General features: G+C 68.5%; 11 protein-coding genes and 2 pseudogenes. 6 read left to right on the top strand and 7 right to left on the bottom strand.

The features are described 5' to 3' along the window. Window positions 1-40: 40 nt before the first annotated feature. Window positions 41-735, bottom strand: a pseudogene (locus tag K9U37_RS10900) (SDR family oxidoreductase); the annotation flags it as partial. Window positions 736-834: 99 nt separating this feature from the next. Then, on the bottom strand, window positions 835-1179 hold the full coding sequence (locus tag K9U37_RS10895; protein ID WP_243071702.1) for an oxidoreductase: 345 nt from the start codon (window positions 1177-1179) through the stop codon (window positions 835-837). Between the two features lie 142 nt (window positions 1180-1321). On the opposite strand from K9U37_RS10895, the pseudogene sucB reads away from it, so the two are divergent. The 5 genes and pseudogenes from sucB (at window position 1322) to K9U37_RS10870 (ending at window position 6366) form a co-directional block, all read left to right on the top strand. Next, window positions 1322-3002 (top strand): annotated as a pseudogene (sucB, locus tag K9U37_RS10890) (2-oxoglutarate dehydrogenase, E2 component, dihydrolipoamide succinyltransferase). Window positions 3003-3005: 3 nt separating this feature from the next. Next, window positions 3006-3914 carry a TIGR01777 family oxidoreductase gene (locus tag K9U37_RS10885; RefSeq protein ID WP_243071701.1) on the top strand — a complete coding sequence of 303 codons (909 nt, stop codon included), beginning with the start codon at window positions 3006-3008 and terminating at the stop codon, window positions 3912-3914. A gap of 13 nt (window positions 3915-3927) precedes the next feature. Continuing rightward, entirely contained in the window at window positions 3928-4614 is a 687-nt protein-coding gene (lipB, locus tag K9U37_RS10880) for a lipoyl(octanoyl) transferase LipB (protein ID WP_243071700.1), read from the top strand. Then, window positions 4611-5609: a lipoyl synthase gene (lipA, locus tag K9U37_RS10875; RefSeq protein ID WP_243071699.1), complete on the top strand. Its 999-nt coding sequence runs from the start codon at window positions 4611-4613 to the stop codon at window positions 5607-5609. The genes lipB and lipA overlap by 4 nt, the downstream gene beginning before the upstream one ends. Window positions 5610-5613: 4 nt before the next feature. Beyond that, window positions 5614-6366 (top strand): DUF4191 domain-containing protein, encoded by a 753-nt coding sequence (locus K9U37_RS10870; RefSeq protein WP_243071698.1) that lies wholly within the window; start codon window positions 5614-5616, stop codon window positions 6364-6366. 141 nt (window positions 6367-6507) lie between these two features. Here K9U37_RS10870 and K9U37_RS10865 read toward each other — a convergent pair whose 3' ends face one another. Further along, window positions 6508-6972, bottom strand: a complete 465-nt coding sequence (locus tag K9U37_RS10865) for an RDD family protein (protein ID WP_243071697.1) — start codon at window positions 6970-6972, stop codon at window positions 6508-6510. A gap of 169 nt (window positions 6973-7141) precedes the next feature. Here K9U37_RS10865 and glnA (K9U37_RS10860) point away from each other — a divergent pair, with 169 nt between their 5' ends. Further along, the gene (gene glnA / locus K9U37_RS10860) at window positions 7142-8578 is read left to right on the top strand and encodes a type I glutamate--ammonia ligase (RefSeq protein ID WP_243071696.1); all 1437 of its coding nucleotides are present in this window, start codon (window positions 7142-7144) and stop codon (window positions 8576-8578) included. A 204-nt stretch (window positions 8579-8782) separates the two neighbouring features. Here glnA (K9U37_RS10860) and K9U37_RS10855 read toward each other — a convergent pair whose 3' ends face one another. From K9U37_RS10855 to K9U37_RS10840, 4 genes are all read right to left on the bottom strand, one after another. Next, entirely contained in the window at window positions 8783-11758 is a 2976-nt protein-coding gene (locus K9U37_RS10855) for a bifunctional [glutamine synthetase] adenylyltransferase/[glutamine synthetase]-adenylyl-L-tyrosine phosphorylase (protein WP_243071695.1), read from the bottom strand. A 196-nt stretch (window positions 11759-11954) separates the two neighbouring features. Continuing rightward, window positions 11955-13295, bottom strand: coding sequence for a type I glutamate--ammonia ligase (gene glnA / locus K9U37_RS10850; RefSeq protein ID WP_243071694.1), 1341 nt, complete (start codon window positions 13293-13295; stop codon window positions 11955-11957). A 136-nt stretch (window positions 13296-13431) separates the two neighbouring features. Next, a complete protein-coding gene (locus K9U37_RS10845; RefSeq protein WP_243071693.1) occupies window positions 13432-14961 on the bottom strand; it encodes an alpha/beta hydrolase in 1530 nt (509 codons plus the stop codon). A gap of 123 nt (window positions 14962-15084) precedes the next feature. After that, window positions 15085-16629 carry an alpha/beta hydrolase gene (locus K9U37_RS10840; protein WP_243071692.1) on the bottom strand — a complete coding sequence of 515 codons (1545 nt, stop codon included), beginning with the start codon at window positions 16627-16629 and terminating at the stop codon, window positions 15085-15087. Window positions 16630-16666: the final 37 nt, after the last annotated feature.

Raw genomic sequence — 16666 nt, 5'->3', positions numbered from 1 at the left:
TGTTCTTCTTGACCGCCGACACGATTGCGTCGGCCACCTTGTCGGGGCCATAGCTGCGCGGCCGGCCGACCTGCGCCCGAAGGAGCGCGCGGCTGGCCGGTTTGCCGTCGAGGTGCTCGGCCAGTTCGGTGACGGCAGTGGCCAACACCTGTGGGTGCGAGAACGGCGACCAGTGCCCGGCGCGAATGTCGCGACGCCACAGCCGCGGCACCAGCGGGAGGTGTCGTCGTAGACGTAGGGCCGCACGTAGGGGTCGTCGAGGTTGACGATCACCTGGACCGGGACCTCGACGTAACGGTCGGCGCCGCCGTGGCCGAGCGAACGGAAGAAGTTGGCGCGGTAGATGTTCATCCCGTTGGCCCCATCGGCGACGAACGTGTCGCCGAAGTGCCGCTTTTCGGCTGGAATGCCGCGAACCAGCAAGGGGCGCAGATGTTTTGCGCCAGCTCGCATCAGCGCGGGCGCCAGCACCGGCACCGGCACCGAGAACCCGGCCATGTAGCTCAGATGACCGGCCTGAGACACCGCGTGGGCGAATCGCATTGGCCGGTAGGGCCGCTTCAGCCCGTCGCGGTGACGCGGAACTTCTCGGCCAGCAGTGGCACGACGGCGTCCCACAGGACCTGCGAATCGGGCCATCCGTGCACCAGCACCACGGTCGGCCCGTCGGGGGTTGCCCTCCTCGTACACCGCGATGCGCGTTCCGTCTTTGCTGTCGATGAAGCGCGTGGCCATCGGACCCCTCCGGGCGATTGCTGTAACGGTCAGTAGCTCATACCGTTGGTACCGAACAACTTTGACCCTGCCCGCGCGGGCGCGCGGGTGCCAAGACGCTCAGCGGTCCTCGAGTTCCTCGCGCAGGGCCCGGCGCCGTTCGATGCGGCGACGTGCGTCGTAGTCGCGCATCCGCCGCGGGTAGCCGACCTTCTGCACGTCGTAGACCGGAATGCCGAGTTGCTCCCCGAGCCGGCGGGCACCGGCAGGCCCGCCCGCGGGCCGGCGGGTCCATTCGCCATCGGCGGCCACCAGCACGATGGTCATCGGCGTCACGCTGGTCTGCGGCTCGACGAAGGCCTCCACGCCGCTGCGCTGGGCGGCCCACTCCCGCAGGTGCTTCTGGTCGGCGGCCGGGCCGTCGACCCCGCCGCGACCGGACCGGAACCTGTCGAACAACCCCAACTTGTGCCGAACTCCTCTCAGCGGGTCTTTCTTCGATGGTGCCAGAGAAAAACACCCTTCGCCCTGAGTGCATGCGAGGGGCCCGGTGATGACAGGATGGACATCGATCCGCACGACTGACCGTTCGAGGGAGCCGAGACCTATGGCCGTGTCCGTCCAGATGCCCGCACTCGGGGAAAGCGTCACCGAGGGGACTGTCACCCGGTGGCTCAAGCACGAGGGCGACACCGTGGAGGTCGATGAGCCACTGCTGGAGGTGTCGACCGATAAGGTCGATACCGAGATCCCCGCCCCGGCATCCGGCGTGCTGACCAAGATCGTCGCCCAGCAGGACGACACCGTCGAGGTCGGCGGCGAGCTGGCGATCATCGGCGGGGCGGGCGAGGCCGCGGAATCCGCCCCCGCGCCCGCCCCGGCCGCGGAGGAGAAGCCCGCCGAGGAGCCGGCCGCGCAGCCCGAACCCGAGCCGGCGCCCGCGGCCCGGCCGGTCGCACAGTCGTCGGGCTCGTCGACCCCGGTGTTGATGCCCGAACTCGGCGAGTCGGTCACCGAAGGCACCGTGACCCGCTGGCTGAAGAAGGTCGGCGACCCCGTGGCGGTCGACGAGCCACTCGTCGAGGTCTCCACCGACAAGGTTGACACCGAGATCCCCTCACCGGCAGCGGGAACCTTGATCAGCATCACCGCAGAAGAGGACGTCACGGTTGCGGTCGGCGGCGAGCTGGCCCAGATCGGTGCGACCGGTGCCGCGCCGCAGTCGGCGCCCGCGCCCGCCCCGAAAGCAGAACCCGCCCCCGAGCCGAAGCCCGAACAAGCCGGAACCGAAGCCCGAGCCTGCTCCTGCGGCGGCCCCGGCTCCCGCGGCGCAGGCCGAGGCAGGCGACGGCAGCCCGTACGTCACTCCGCTGGTGCGAAAGTTGGCTGCCGAGAACGGAATCGACCTCGCGACGGTCAAGGGCACCGGTGTCGGCGGACGAATTCGCAAACAGGATGTGCTGGCTGCGGCGGAAGCCAAGAAGGCACAACCGGCACCGGCACCGGCGCCGGCTGCGTCAGCCCCGGCTCCCGCGGCCGCAGCGGGGCACTCCCCGCTGGCCCACCTGCGCGGCACCACGCAGAAGGCCAACCGGATCCGTCAGCTCACCGCCAAGAAGACCCGCGAGTCGCTGCAGGCCACCGCACAGCTCACGCAGACCCACGAGGTCGACATGACCAAGATCGTGGCGCTGCGGGCGCGGGCCAAGAACGAATTCGCCGAGCGCGAGGGCGTGAACCTGACCTACCTGCCGTTCATCGCCCGCGCGGTGATCGACGCGCTGAAGGCACACCCGAACATCAACGCGAGCTACAACGAGGACACCAAGGAGATCACCTACTACGACGCCGAGCACCTCGGGTTCGCCGTCGACACCGATCAGGGCCTGCTATCCCCGGTGATCCACAACGCCGGTGACCTGTCACTGGCCGGGCTCGCCCGCGCGATCAACGACATCGCGGCCCGGGCCCGCTCTGGTGACCTCAAGCCCGACGAGCTGTCCGGCGGCACCTTCACGATCACCAACATCGGCAGCCAGGGCGCGCTGTTCGACACCCCGATCCTGGTGCCGCCGCAGGCCGCCATGCTGGGTACCGGCGCCATCGTGAAGCGTCCGCGGGTGGTGGTCGACGACACCGGCAACGAGTCGATCGGCGTGCGCTCCATCTGCTACCTGCCGCTGACCTATGACCACCGCCTCATCGACGGTGCCGACGCCGGCCGCTTCCTGACCACCGTCAAGCGCCGGCTCGAAGAGGGAGCGTTCGAGGCCGACCTGGGGCTCTGAGTTATGGGCGACTCGGTAATCGCCATCGCCGGTTCGTCCGGTCTGATCGGATCGGCGCTGGTCTCGGCGCTGCGCGCTGCGGACAACCGGGTGATCCGCATCGTCCGCCGCGCCCCGGCCAACGGTGACGAACTGCACTGGAACCCCGACAGCGGTGAGTTCGACCCGGCCGGTCTGGAGGGTGTGGACGCCGTGATCAACCTCTGTGGGGTCAACGTCGGCGAAAAGCGGTGGTCGGGGGCGTTCAAGCAGATCCTGCGCGACAGCCGCATCGCGCCGACCGAGGTCATCTCCGCCGCGGTCGTCGACGCCGGGGTGCCGGTGCTCATCAACGCCGGCGCGGTGGGCTACTACGGCGACACCCGAAGCCGGGTGGTCGACGAAATGGCCTCTCCTGGAACGGGTTTCCTGGCCCGGTTGTGTGTCGACTGGGAAGCCGCGACGACGCCGGCCGAGGAGGCGGGAGTCCGGGTGGTGCTGGCCCGCACCGGGCTGGTGCTCTCCCCCGGCGGCGGCGCGCTGGGCCGACTGCGCCCGCTGTTCTCCTTCGGGCTCGGCGGACGGCTCGGCGGGGGCAGGCAATACGTGCCGTGGATCAGCCTCGAGGACGAAGTGCGTGCGCTGCTGTTTGCCATCAACAGCGACGGCCTGGCCGGGCCGGTCAACTTCACCGGGCCTGCGCCGGTGACCAACTCCGAGTTCGCCGCCGCGCTGGGCCGGGCCCTCAACCGCCCCACCCCCTGGCTGGTCCCGGGATTCGCGTTGCGCACCGTGCTCGGCGAGTTCGCCGACGAGGGACTGCTCGGCGGACAGCGGGCCATCCCGGCCGCCCTCGAGCGGGCCGGTTTCGTGTTCCACCACAACACCATCGGTGAGGCTTTGGCCTACGCCACCCAATCTGCGCAGGGGTAGTACCGTCGGTTGGGTGCGGCAGTCCATCCGGTCCAGCTCAGCGCCGATCGAGGTGCGGCAATTGGACACCGTCGACTATCGGGACGCCTGGCAGCTGCAACGTGGCCTCGTCGACGCCCGGGTTGTCGGCGGCCCGGATACCCTGCTGCTGCTCGAGCACCCGCCGGTCTACACCGCCGGCAAGCGCACCGAGGCCCACGAACGTCCGGTGGACGGCACGCCCGTCGTCGACACCGATCGGGGCGGCAAGATTACCTGGCACGGTCCCGGGCAGTTGGTCGGCTACCCGGTAATCGGCATGGCCGAGCCGCTCGATGTGGTGAATTACGTTCGACGCCTTGAGGAATCACTGATCGACGTGTGCGCGGAGTACGGCCTGACCGCCGGTCGGGTGGACGGCCGGTCCGGGGTGTGGCTGCCCGCCGACGCCACGCGGCCGGCCCGCAAGATCGCCGCCATCGGGATCCGGGTGGCCCGCGGAACCGCCCTGCACGGATTCGCGCTGAATTGTGACTGTGATCTGACGGCCTATGCGGCGATCGTGCCATGCGGCATCACCGACGCCGGGGTGACGTCGCTGACCGCTGAATTGGGCCGACGGGTCGGAGTCGACGACGTGCGCGCAGGGGTTGCCGAGGCGGTGTGTGACGCACTTGACGGCCGCCTGGCGGTGTCGACTCACGTAGCATCGACCCCGTGAGCGTCGACCCCGAATCCGATGTCGCCGGCCCGGCGGCTCCGGGGAACCGCAAGTTATTGCGCCTGGAGGTCCGTAACGCCGAGACCCCGATCGAACGCAAGCCGCCCTGGATCAAGACCCGCGCCCGGATGGGCCCGGAGTTCACCGCGCTCAAGGGTCTGGTCCGCCGTGAAGGCCTGCACACCGTCTGCGAAGAGGCCGGCTGCCCCAACATCTACGAATGCTGGGAGGACCGCGAGGCGACGTTCCTGATCGGCGGCGAACAGTGCACCCGTCGCTGCGACTTCTGCCAGATTGACACGGGCAAGCCCGCGGAGCTCGACCGCGACGAGCCGCGCCGGGTCGCCGAGAGTGTGGCCGCCATGGGTCTGAAGTACGCGACGGTCACCGGCGTCGCCCGTGACGACCTGCCCGACGGCGGTGCCTGGCTCTACGCCGAGACGGTGCGCGCCATCGAGGCGCTCAACCCGTCGACCGGCGTCGAGCTGCTGGCCCCGGACTTCAACGGTGATCCCAATCTGCTGCGTGAGGTGTTCGAGTCCCGTCCAGAAGTCTTCGCGCACAACGTCGAAACCGTGCCGCGCATCTTCAAGCGGATCCGTCCCGCGTTCCGCTACCAGCGCAGCCTCGACGTGCTGACCGCCGCCCGCGAGTTCGGCTTGGTGACCAAGAGCAACCTCATCCTCGGTATGGGCGAGACCATCGAGGAGGTCCGCACCGCGCTGGCCGACCTGCACGGTGCGGGCTGCGACATCGTCACCATCACCCAGTACCTGCGGCCGTCGCTACGCCACCATCCGGTGGAGCGCTGGGTCCACCCCGACGAGTTCGTCGAGCTCGCCGGCTACGCCGAGGGCTTGGGATTCGCCGGTGTCCTGGCCGGGCCGCTGGTGCGCTCGTCCTACCGGGCCGGCCGGCTGTATGCGCAGACGATCGCCGCGCGGCGTTCAGGCACCGGAGCCGCGGCGGCGGCGGCATCTCTTTCCGTATCCTGAACCAATGGCAAAGACCCGCTCCGCCGCCGAGACCAAGGCGGCCAAGGCCGAGGCGAAGGCCGCCCGCAAGGCGGCGTCCAAGCAGCGCCGCAGTCAGTTGTGGCAGGCCTTCCAGATGCAGCGCAAGGAGGACAAGCGGCTTCTGCCGTACATGATCGGCGCGTTCGTGCTGATCGTGGTGCTGGCGGTGGCCGTCGGCATCTACGCCGGCGGGTTGACGACGTACCTGCTGATCCCGCTCGGCGTGGTCCTCGGCGCGCTGGTCGCGTTCATCATCTTCGGCCGGCGCGCGCAGAAGTCGGTGTATCAGAAGGCCGAGGGGCAGACCGGTGCAGCGGCCTGGGCGCTGGAGAACCTACGCGGCAAGTGGCGGGTCACTCCGGGTGTGGCCGCCACCGGGCATTTCGACGCTGTGCACCGCGTGATCGGACGGCCGGGCGTGATCTTCGTCGCAGAGGGGTCGCCGTCGCGGGTCAAGCCGCTGCTGGCGCAGGAGAAGAAGCGCACCGCGCGACTGGTCGGCGACGTTCCGATCTACGACGTGATCGTCGGCAACGGCGAGGGCGAGGTGCCGCTGTCGAAGCTGGAGCGTCATCTGACCCGGCTGCCGGCCAACATCACGGTCAAGCAGATGGACACGCTGGAGTCCAAGCTCGTCGCGCTGGGCAGCCGCATGGGTCCTGCCGCGATGCCGAAGGGCCCGCTGCCCGCGCAAACCAAGATGAAGGGCGTGCAGCGCACCGTGCGCCGCCGCTAGGTTCTCTGGCGTTCAGCGCTGCGGCACTCCGGCCCGGGCCACCCGCTGGACCATGTCGGTGTGATTCGCCCGACGGCCGGTGCCTCGCTGGCGATGAAGACGTCCACGCTGCGACGGTGCCAGGTGTGCTTCTTCTAGGCCTCAGCGCCGGACGACGGCCGTGGCGGTCAGGCGGTCCTGCAGTCCGCGGCCGTCGGCGTCGGTGAACAGCGGCGGGATCACCAGGGCGATCAGCAGTCCGCGCACGATCGCGCGGCCGGTGCTGACGTGCAACCGGTTGTCGATCGGCACGACCAGCAGACCTAGCGCGTATTGACCTGGGGTGAAGCCGAACAGGCGCACCGAGATGACGCCGAGCAGGAACCAGATCACCAGCACCGCAGCCGACAGCGTCGAGGTGGTCACCTGCCCGACCGTCATCGCCAGGGCCGCCAACCCGTAGCTGATCAGCCAGTCGATGAGCAACGCCAGGAAGCGTCTGCCCATCCGGGCCAGCGAACGGGATCCGCTTTCCGGCAGGCCCAGCTGCTGGCCCGGGTATCCGGCGTCATAGCCGGGCTTCACCGGTTCCGGTCCGGACAGCCAGGACCCGATCTCACGCGCCATGGCCCCAGGATAGGGGTGCCGGGCCCGGAGTCCGCGGCGGCAGATGCGTAACGTCGGCGCAACATGAGCTTGACGGGCAGGCAACATCGGCTCCTTAGCGTCAGCCGCGGGTTAAGAAACCTCAGTGCCTGGACATGCGCGAGACAGGCTGCACCGAAGGAGTTTGTAAGTGGCAGAAAAGACCGCTGACGACATCATGGAGCTGATCAAGGACGAGGACGTCGAGTACGTCGACATCCGCTTCTGCGATCTACCCGGCGTCGTGCAGCACTTCTCGATTCCGGCCTCCGCGTTCAACGAGAGCGTGTTCGAGGACGGCCTCGCGTTCGACGGCTCGTCGGTCCGCGGGTTCCAGTCGATCCACGAGTCCGACATGATGCTGCTGCCGGACCCCGAGACCGCGCGGATCGACCCGTTCCGCGCCGCCAAGACGCTGAACCTGAACTTCTTCGTGCATGACCCGTTCACCCGTGAGGCTTACTCCCGCGACCCGCGCAACGTGGCCCGCAAGGCGGAGAACTACCTGGCCAGCACCGGCATCGCCGACACCGCCTTCTTCGGCGCCGAGGCCGAGTTCTACATCTTCGACTCGGTGGCATTCGACTCGAAGATGAACGGCACCTTCTACGAGGTCGACTCCGAGTCGGGCTGGTGGAACACCGGTGAGCCGTTCGAGGCCGACGGCAGCGCCAACCTCGGCTACAAGGTCCGTCCCAAGGGTGGCTACTTCCCCGTCGCCCCGTACGACCACTACGTCGATCTGCGTGACGAGATGTGCACCAACCTGATCAACGCCGGGTTCACCCTCGAACGCGGCCACCACGAGGTGGGCACCGCCGGGCAGGCCGAGATCAACTACAAATTCAACACGCTGCTGCACGCGGCCGACGACCTGCTGCTGTTCAAGTACATCATCAAGAACACCGCCTGGCAGGCCGGCAAGACGGTCACGTTCATGCCCAAGCCGCTGTTCGGTGACAACGGCTCGGGCATGCACGCCCACCAGTCGCTGTGGAAGGACGGCAAGCCGCTGTTCCACGACGAGGCGGGCTATGCCGGCCTGTCGGACACCGCTCGCCACTACATCGGCGGCATCCTGCACCACGCGCCGTCGCTGCTGGCGTTCACCAACCCGACGGTGAACTCCTACAAGCGCCTGGTGCCGGGCTACGAGGCCCCGATCAACCTGGTGTACAGCCAGCGCAACCGCTCGGCCTGTGTGCGTATCCCGATCACCGGTAACAACCCGAAGGCCAAGCGCCTGGAGTTCCGTTGCCCGGACAGCTCGGGCAACCCGTACCTGGCGTTCGCGGCGATGCTGATGGCCGGGATCGACGGCATCAAGAAGAAGATCGAGCCGCTGGCGCCGGTCGACAAGGACCTCTACGAGCTTCCGCCCGAGGAGGCCGCCAACATCCCGCAGGCGCCGACGTCGCTGGCGTCGGTGATCGACAAGCTCGAGGAGGACCACGACTACCTCACCGAGGGCGGCGTGTTCACCTCCGACCTGATCGAGACCTGGATCTCCTTCAAGCGTGACAACGAGATCCTGCCCGTGCAGATCCGGCCTCACCCGTACGAGTTCGCTCTCTACTACGACGTGTAATCCCTTGTCGTAGTAAGCCGACCGGGCCCATCCGCTCCGCGATACCTCCGAAGTCGCGCAGCGGGTGGGCTCGTCGCTGTTTGCGGCGGGCCCATAGTCGTGTCCGAAACGTTGGCCCACCGCCACGAGCCCGCAGCGATACTCGAGACCTAACGCCCTCCCAAGAGGAAGGGGCGGGTCCGCTAACACCGAAGTCCACGGCGGCTATCCCCCGAACACCTTGAGTACCACGGCCTTTGCCCGACGGGTCACCCGCAGGTAGTTGTCCAGGAACTCCCCGCCGTCGTCGTTGTGCCAGCCGGCGGCGACCGCGACGGCATTGAGCTGACGGCCCGGCCCCGGCAGCTGGTCGGTGGGCTTGCCGCGCACCAGCACCAGGGCGTTGCGGGCCCGGGTCGCCGTCAGCCAGGCCTGCCGCAGCAGGCCGACGTCGTCCTCGGCGAGCAGTTCGGCGGCGCCGATGGCGTCCAGCGTCTCCAGCGTCGAGGTGTTGTGCAGCGCCGGTATGTGGTGGGCATGCCGCAACTGCAGCAACTGCACGGTCCATTCGATATCGGCCAGCCCGCCGCGGCCCAGCTTCGTGTGCGTGTTCGGGTCCGCCCCGCGCGGCAGCCGTTCGGCATCGATACGCGCCTTGATGCGCCGGATCTCCTGCACGGCTCGCGCCGACACACCGCCGGCCGGGTACCGCGTCTTGTCCACCATCAGCAGGAACCTGAGCCCGAGATCGGGGTCACCGGCCACCGGGTGGGCCCGCAGCAACGCCTGGATCTCCCACGGCTGCGCCCACTGGTCGTAGTACGCCTCGTAAGATCCCAGCGTCCGCACCAGTGGGCCTTGCCGGCCTTCGGGGCGCAGATTGGCGTCGACTTCCAGCGGCGGGTCGTCGCTGGGAGTGCCCAGCAGTGCGCGTACCTGCTCGGCGATCGACACCGACCACTTGACCGCGCGGGATTCCTCGATGCCTTCGCCTGGCTCGCAGACGAACATCACGTCAGCGTCCGAGCCGTATCCCAGTTCGCTGCCGCCGAGGCGGCCCATGCCGATCACCGCGATCCTGGCCGGCACCGTCCCGTCCTCCGGCGTGTTGGCTCGGATCACCGCCTCCAGCGCCGACTGCAACACCGCCACCCACACCGACGTCAGTGCCGAGCAGACCTCCCTGACCTCGAGCATGCCGAGCAGATCGGCCGAGGCCACGCGGGCCAGTTCGCGGCGGCGCAGGGTCCGCGCGGCCGCGATCGCCCGGACCGGGTCGGGATGCCTTGCGGTGGAGGCGATCAGCGCTCTGCCCACGGCGTCCGGGTCGACGTCGAGCAATTTGGGTCCTGTCGGCCCGTCGGCATACTGCTGGATCACCTCGGGTGCCCGCATCAGCAGCTCGGGCACGAAGGCCGACGTGCCGAGCACCCGCATCAGGCGCTTGGCCACTGCGCTCTCGTCGCGCAGTGTGGCCAGATACCAGCGCTGGTCGGACAGCGCCTCGCTGATCCGTCGATAGGCCAGCAGACCGCTGTCGGGGTCCGGGGTGTCCGACAGCCAGTCCAGCAGCCGTGGCAGCAGCACCGACTGCACGCGTCCGCGCCGACCGCTCTCGTTGACCAGCGCGCCCAGATGCGTGAGCGCACTCTGCGGACCTTCGTAACCCAGTGCGGCAAGCTGTCTTTCGGCCGCGGCCGGCGTCATACCGGGGGCGAAGCCCATCGAAGGGCCGACGGACTCCAGCAGCGGCTGGTAGAACAGCTTGGTGTGCAGGCGCGAGACCCGCAGGTTCTGCCGCTTGATCTCCTCGCGCAGGACCCCCAGCGCATCGTGCGTGCCGTCGGGGCGCATGTGCGCCGCACGGGCCAGCCAGCGCAGCGCCTCATCGTCGTCGGGCGCGGGCAGCATGTGGGTGCGCTTGAGTCGCTGCAGTTGAAGCCGGTGCTCGAGCAGTCGCAGGAACTCGTACGACGCGGTCAGGTTGGCGGCGTCGTCTCGACCGACGTATCCCCCCGAGCCAAGTGCGGCAAGGGCTTCCAGCGTAGAGGAGACATGCAATGAGTCGTCGGTGCGGCCGTGCACCAGCTGCAGCAGCTGCACCGCGAACTCCACGTCGCGCAGTCCGCCGGTGCCGAGCTTGATCTCGCGGTCGCGCACATCGGCGGGAACCAGCGCCTCCACCCGGCGCCGCATCGCCTGCACCTCGGGCACGAAATTCTCACGCTCACAAGCGGTCCACACCATCGGCATCAGGGCGGCCAGGTATTGCTCACCGAGCTCGGCATCGCCCACGGCCGGCCTTGCCTTCAGCAGGGCCTGGAACTCCCAGGTCTTGGCCCACCGCTGGTAGTAGGCGACGTGCGAGTCCAGGGTGCGCACCAGCGCACCGTGCATGCCCTCGGGCCGCAATGCGGCGTCGACTTCGAAGAAGGTGTCCGACGCCAGCCGCATCATCTCCCCCGCAACACGGGTGGTGACAGCGTCGGCATCCTCGCCGACGAAGATGACGTCGACGTCGCTGACGTAGTTCAGTTCCCGCGCACCGCATTTGCCCATAGCGATCACTGCGATGCGCGGTGGCGGGGCACCGTCCTTGCACACTGTGGCGACGGCGACCTTCAGTGCGGCGTCCAGCGCGGCGTCGGCCATGTCGGCCAGATGCGCGCCGATCGTGGGGAACGGCAGCACGAGCTCGTTCTCGACGGTCGGGGCCAGGTCCAGGGCGGCCAGGATCAATAACTGATCACGGTAGAGCGTGCGCAGCTTCGGCATGACAGTGCTTGCAGCAGTGCCGAATCCGGCGATGCAGTCATCGAAGGCGCGTCGCAGCTGCGCGGCCGTCGGCAGGGTGACGGCGCCTTCGAGAAGATGCCACGACCGCGGGTTGGCGACCAGGTGATCGCCGAGCGCCAGAGACGAGCCGATCACCGAGAACAGTCGGCCCCGCAGGCCGCGGTCCTTCAGCAGGGCGGTGTTGAGCTGTTGCCAGTCGGGCCCGAGCGCCTCCGCGAGCCGGACCATCGTCTGCAGTGCGACATCGGCATTGGGCGCTCGCGACAGCGACCACAACAACTCGACGTGGGCGTCGGTGTCCCAGCCGAGCGTGGCCAGGTGAGCATTCGCCGACGGTTCGAGCAGCCCGAGGCGACCCACGCCGGGAACCCGGGGTCGCTGCGTCGCTGGTTTGGCCACGCCCACGACGGTAGCGCACCGAATTCTCCCCCGGTCGCTGCGCTCCTGCCCGCCGGACCTTTTTCCCCGGTCGCTGCGCTCCTGCCCGCCGGACCTTTTTCCCCGGTCGCTGCGCTCCTGCCCGCCGGACCTTTTTCCCCGGTCGCTGCGCTCCTGCCCGCCGGACCTTTTTCCCCGGTCGCTGCGCTCCTGCCCGCCGGGCCTACAGCGACAGATAAGCCTTCAGCTCGAAGGGCGTGACGTTGCTGCGGTAGTCCGCCCACTCCTTGCGCTTGTTGCGCAGGAAGTAGTCGAAGACGTGCTCGCCGAGCGCCTCGGCGACCAGTTCGGAGTTCTCCATCTCCGACAGCGCGATGCCCAGGCTCGACGGCAACTCGCGGTATCCCATCGCGCGGCGCTCCTCGGGCGTCAGCATCCACACGTCGTCTTCGGCCTGTGGGCCCAGCACATAGTTCTTCTCGATGCCGCGCAACCCGGCGGCCAGCAGCACCGCGAAGGTCAGGTACGGATTGCACGCCGAGTCGGGGCTGCGCACCTCGATGCGACGCGAGGACGCCTTGCGCGGGGTATACATCGGCACCCGCACCAGCGCCGAGCGGTTGGCCGCTCCCCAGGACGCCGCCGTCGGCGCCTCGCCGCCGTGCACCAGCCGCTTGTAGGAGTTCACCCACTGGTTGGTGATCGCACTGATCTCGCTGGCGTGCTCGAGGATGCCGGCGATGAATGACTTGGCGACGTCCGAGAGCTGCAGCGGGTCATCAGGGCTGTGGAAAGCGTTGTTCTCCCCCTCGAACAGGCTCATGTGGGTGTGCATGGCCGAGCCGGGGTATTCGGCGAACGGCTTGGGCATGAACGACGCCCGCGCACCCTCGCCGAGCGCGACCTCCTTGACGACGTAGCGGAACGTCATCACGTTGTCGGCCATCGACAGCGCGTCGGCGTAGCGCAGGTCGATCTCCTGCTGGCCGGGGGCGCCTTCGTGGTGGCTGAACTCCACCGAGATGCCCATCTGCTCCAGTGCGTCGATGGCGTGGCGGCGGAAATCGGGCGCGGAGTCGTGGACGGCCTGGTCGAAGTAGCCGCCGTTGTCGGCAGGGACCGGCACCGAGCCGTCGTACGGTCCGGGCTCGAGCAGGAAGAACTCGATCTCCGGGTGCACGTAGCACGAGAAGCCGAGATCGCTGGCCTTGGCCAGTTGGCGGCGCAGCACGTGGCGGCTGTCTGCCCACGACGGCGAGCCGTCGGGCATGGTGATGTCGCAGAACATCCTCGCCGAGTGATGCTGGCCGCCGCTGGTGGTCCATGGCAGCACCTGGAAGGTGGACGGGTCCGGCCGGGCGATGGTGTCGGACTCGAAGACGCGGGCGAAGCCCTCGATCGAGGAGCCGTCGAAGCCGATGCCCTCCTCGAAGGCGCCCTCGAGTTCGGCGGGCGCGATCGCGACCGACTTGAGGAACCCGAGCACGTCGGTGAACCACAGCCGGACGAATCGGATGTCCCGTTCCTCCAGCGTGCGCAGCACGAATTCCTTCTGGCGGTCCATGACGCGAGCGTATGCACCGCGTGTTAATTCAGTGTTACGCGGCGATGTATGTGTTTCGGGGGCTCGTTACGGTTCGCCGGGGCGGGTGGCATCACCGGTGGTACCAAGCGCGCCGGGCACGCCGACAACCGGTACCTCAGCAGTGCAGGTTCTCCGGCACCACCTGGTCGACGAAGTACCGCACGATCGCCGAGTCGATGCACTCGTCGCCGTTGAACACCGCGGTGTGCTGCGTGCCGTCATAGGTGACCAGTGCGGCCCCGAGCTGGCGGGCGAGGTTCACCCCGGACTCGTACGGGGTGGCCGGGTCGTGTGTCGTCGAGACCACGACCACGCTGCCCGGCGGCGCCGGCGACGCCGGGTGCGGGCTGGACTCGGCAGGCACCGGCCAGAATGCGCAGATGTCGCGCGGCGCCATTCCGGTGAACTGGCCGTAGGCCTGGAAGGGCGCTAGTTCGCGGGTACGCTTGTCGAGGTCGGCCCACACCGCCGGGTCGGTGGGCGTCTGGATGTCGACACAGCGGACGGCGTTGGAGGCGTCCTGGCCGCTGTCGTAGTGACCGTACGGGTCGCGTCCCTGGTACTCGTCGGCGAGCATCAGCAGGTCGCCGGCGTCGTTCTGCCGCTGCAACCCGAGCAGACCGCTGGTGAGGAACTTCCAGTACTGCGGGGTGTAGAGGGCGTTGAACGTTCCGGTGATCGCGTCCTGGTAGCTCAACCCGCGCGGATCCGACGTCGGTCCCGGCCTGGCGACCAGCGGGTCGACGAGCCGGTGGTACCGGTTGACCCATTGCGCGGGATCGGTTCCCAGCGGGCAGCCGGCCGACTTGGCGCAGTCGGCGGCGTAGTCGTCGAACGCCGTCTGGAAGCCGGCCATCTGCTGGATGATCGAGTCGACGGTGTCCTCGGCGGGGTCGACGGCACCGTCGAGGACCATGGCGCGGACCCGGTCGGGGAAGCGGTCGACATACTCGGTGCCCAGTTGGGTGCCGTAGCTGAAGCCCAGGTAGTTGAGTTTGTCGTCGCCGAGCACCCGACGAATCGTGTCCATATCCTTTGCGGCAGAGGCGGTTCCGACACCGGCCAGGAAATCGGTGCCCAGCTTCTCGGCGCATTCCTTGGCGAGGTTGCGGTACATCTGCTCGATCGCGGCGATTCCGGCGGAGCTGTAGTCGACCATCGGGTTGCGCCGCCACGCGTCGAACTCCGCGTCGCTGCGGCAGCGCGCCTCGGGAGTGGAGTAGCCGACGCCGCGCGGGTCGAAGCCGACGAGGTCGAAGTGCTCGTTGATCGGACTGCCGGCCAGCGCGTACGCCATCCCGGCCACCGCGTCGACGGCGGACGCTCCCGGGCCGCCGGGGTTGACGAACAGGGCACCGATGCGCTGGCCGCTGGCCGGAATCTTGATGACGGCCAATTGTGCTTGCGCCCCAGCAGGATTGGCGTCGTCGATCGGGACTGGAACGCTGGTGCACTGGGCGGTGGGAATGTCGTTGGATGCGTCGCCGATGAACCGCGCACAACTTCCCCACGCGACCTGCGGCACCGTCGCCTGACCGGTTCCTGGTTCGGTGGCAGCGACCGGTGCGGCCGTGACACCGGTGGTCAACGCGGCGCAGAGGAGCAGAGCCGAGCCGATTCGACTCGTGCGTCCCATGGCTGTCATCGTCGCACGGCGGTGCCTACGTCGTGACGCCGAGGGGTAACGCGTCGATCTCAGAACCGCGCGACATCAGTAACAAACGACTGACGCGATCGTAATTCCCTTGTGTTCGGCCGTGATCGGCGTTCAGCAGGTAGCGCCGGGCGGGGGCAGTTTCAGGTCGACGAGATAGGCCGCCGCGTAGTTGTCCACACAGGTGTTGCCTTGGAACACCACGGTGTGCTGAGTTCCGTTGAACGTCAGCAACGCTCCACCGAGTTGCTTGGCCAGGTCCACCCCCGCCTGATAGGGCGTGGCGGGGTCGTTGGTCGTGGACACCACGAGCACCGGCGGCAGCCCGGGCGCCGAGGCGGAGTGGGGCGTACTGGTCGCCGGAACCGGCCAGAACGCGCACGTGCTCAGCGGCGCGTGGCCGGTGAACTCGCCATAGCTCAGGAACGGCGCGACCTCACGCATCTTGCGGTCTTCCTCGATCACCTTGTCGCGGTCGGTGATCGGTGGCTGGTCCACGCAGTTCACCGCGATCCGGGCGTCGGTGGCGTTGGTGTAGTGGCCCTGCGGGTCGCGGCGCATGTACATGTCGGCCAGCGCCAGCATGGTGTCGCCGCGCCCCCTGGACAACTCGGTCAGCCCCTGGGTCAGGTGGCGCCACAGGTTCGGCGAGTACAGCGCCATGATCGTGCCGATGATCGCGTCGCTGTAACCCAGTCCACGCGGGTCGGCGGTCGGCAGGGGCTTGTCGACCAGTGGGTCGACCATGCTGCGGTAGACCGCGACGGCCTTGGCCGGGTCGGTGCCCAGCGGACAGGTCGGGTCCTTGGCGCAGTCCACCGCGTAGTCGTTGAACGCCTGCTGGAACGCGGCGGCCTGGTCAATGTCGGCCCGGATCGGGTCGGCGTTGGGGTCGACGGCGCCGTCCAGAATCATCGCGCGCACTTTGCCCGGATAAGCCTCGGCATACTCCGATCCGATCCGGGTGCCGTAGGAGTAGCCGAGGAAGGTCAGCTTGTCGTCACCTACCGCGGCGCGCAGCGCGTCGAGGTCCTTGACGACGCTGGCGGTGCCGATGTTGGCCAGGAAGTCCTTGCCCATCTTGTCGACGCAGCGCTGGACGAAGGCTTTGGTCTGGTTCTCGATGTGCTCGACGCCCTTGGGGCTGTAGTCGACCTGCGGGTCGGCCCGGATAGCGTCGTTGTCGGCGTCGGAGTTGCACCACAGGGCGGGTGTGGAGGCACCGACACCGCGCGGGTCGAAGCCGACCAGGTCGAACTTCTGGCGCACCTCGCTCGGCAGGTTCTCGACGATGCTGGCCGCCGCCTCGACACCGGACTCCCCCGGTCCGCCGGGGTTGAGGATCAGCGAGCCGACCTTGTCGCCGGTGGCGGGGAACCGGATCAGCGCCAGGCCGGCGATCGTACCGTCGGGCTTGGAGTAGTCGACCGGGACGGCGATCTTGCCGCACAGCGCGCCCGCCGGGATGGGCAGCGCGTTGCCGCCGCCGCCACCGGCAGTCCGGCACGGTCCCCACGCCACCGGCTCCCCGATCTGGGGCTCGGCGATGACAGCCTTTCCGGACACCATGGTGCTGCAGCCGGCACTCGCGACGAGTGCGGCTACCGCGGAAAGCACCGCAGCGGTGCGGACGACGCGCGGATGCGGGTACTGCCTCATGGCAAACATGCTGCCATGCTCTGCGGGGTTGCCTCCC

Origin of the sequence: Candidatus Mycolicibacterium alkanivorans (assembly GCF_022760805.1) — a bacterium.
Classification (GTDB): Bacteria; Actinomycetota; Actinomycetes; order Mycobacteriales; family Mycobacteriaceae; genus Mycobacterium; species Mycobacterium alkanivorans.
Note: the sequence above shows the minus strand (reverse complement) of the source record. Positions and strands in the feature narration are given on the sequence as shown.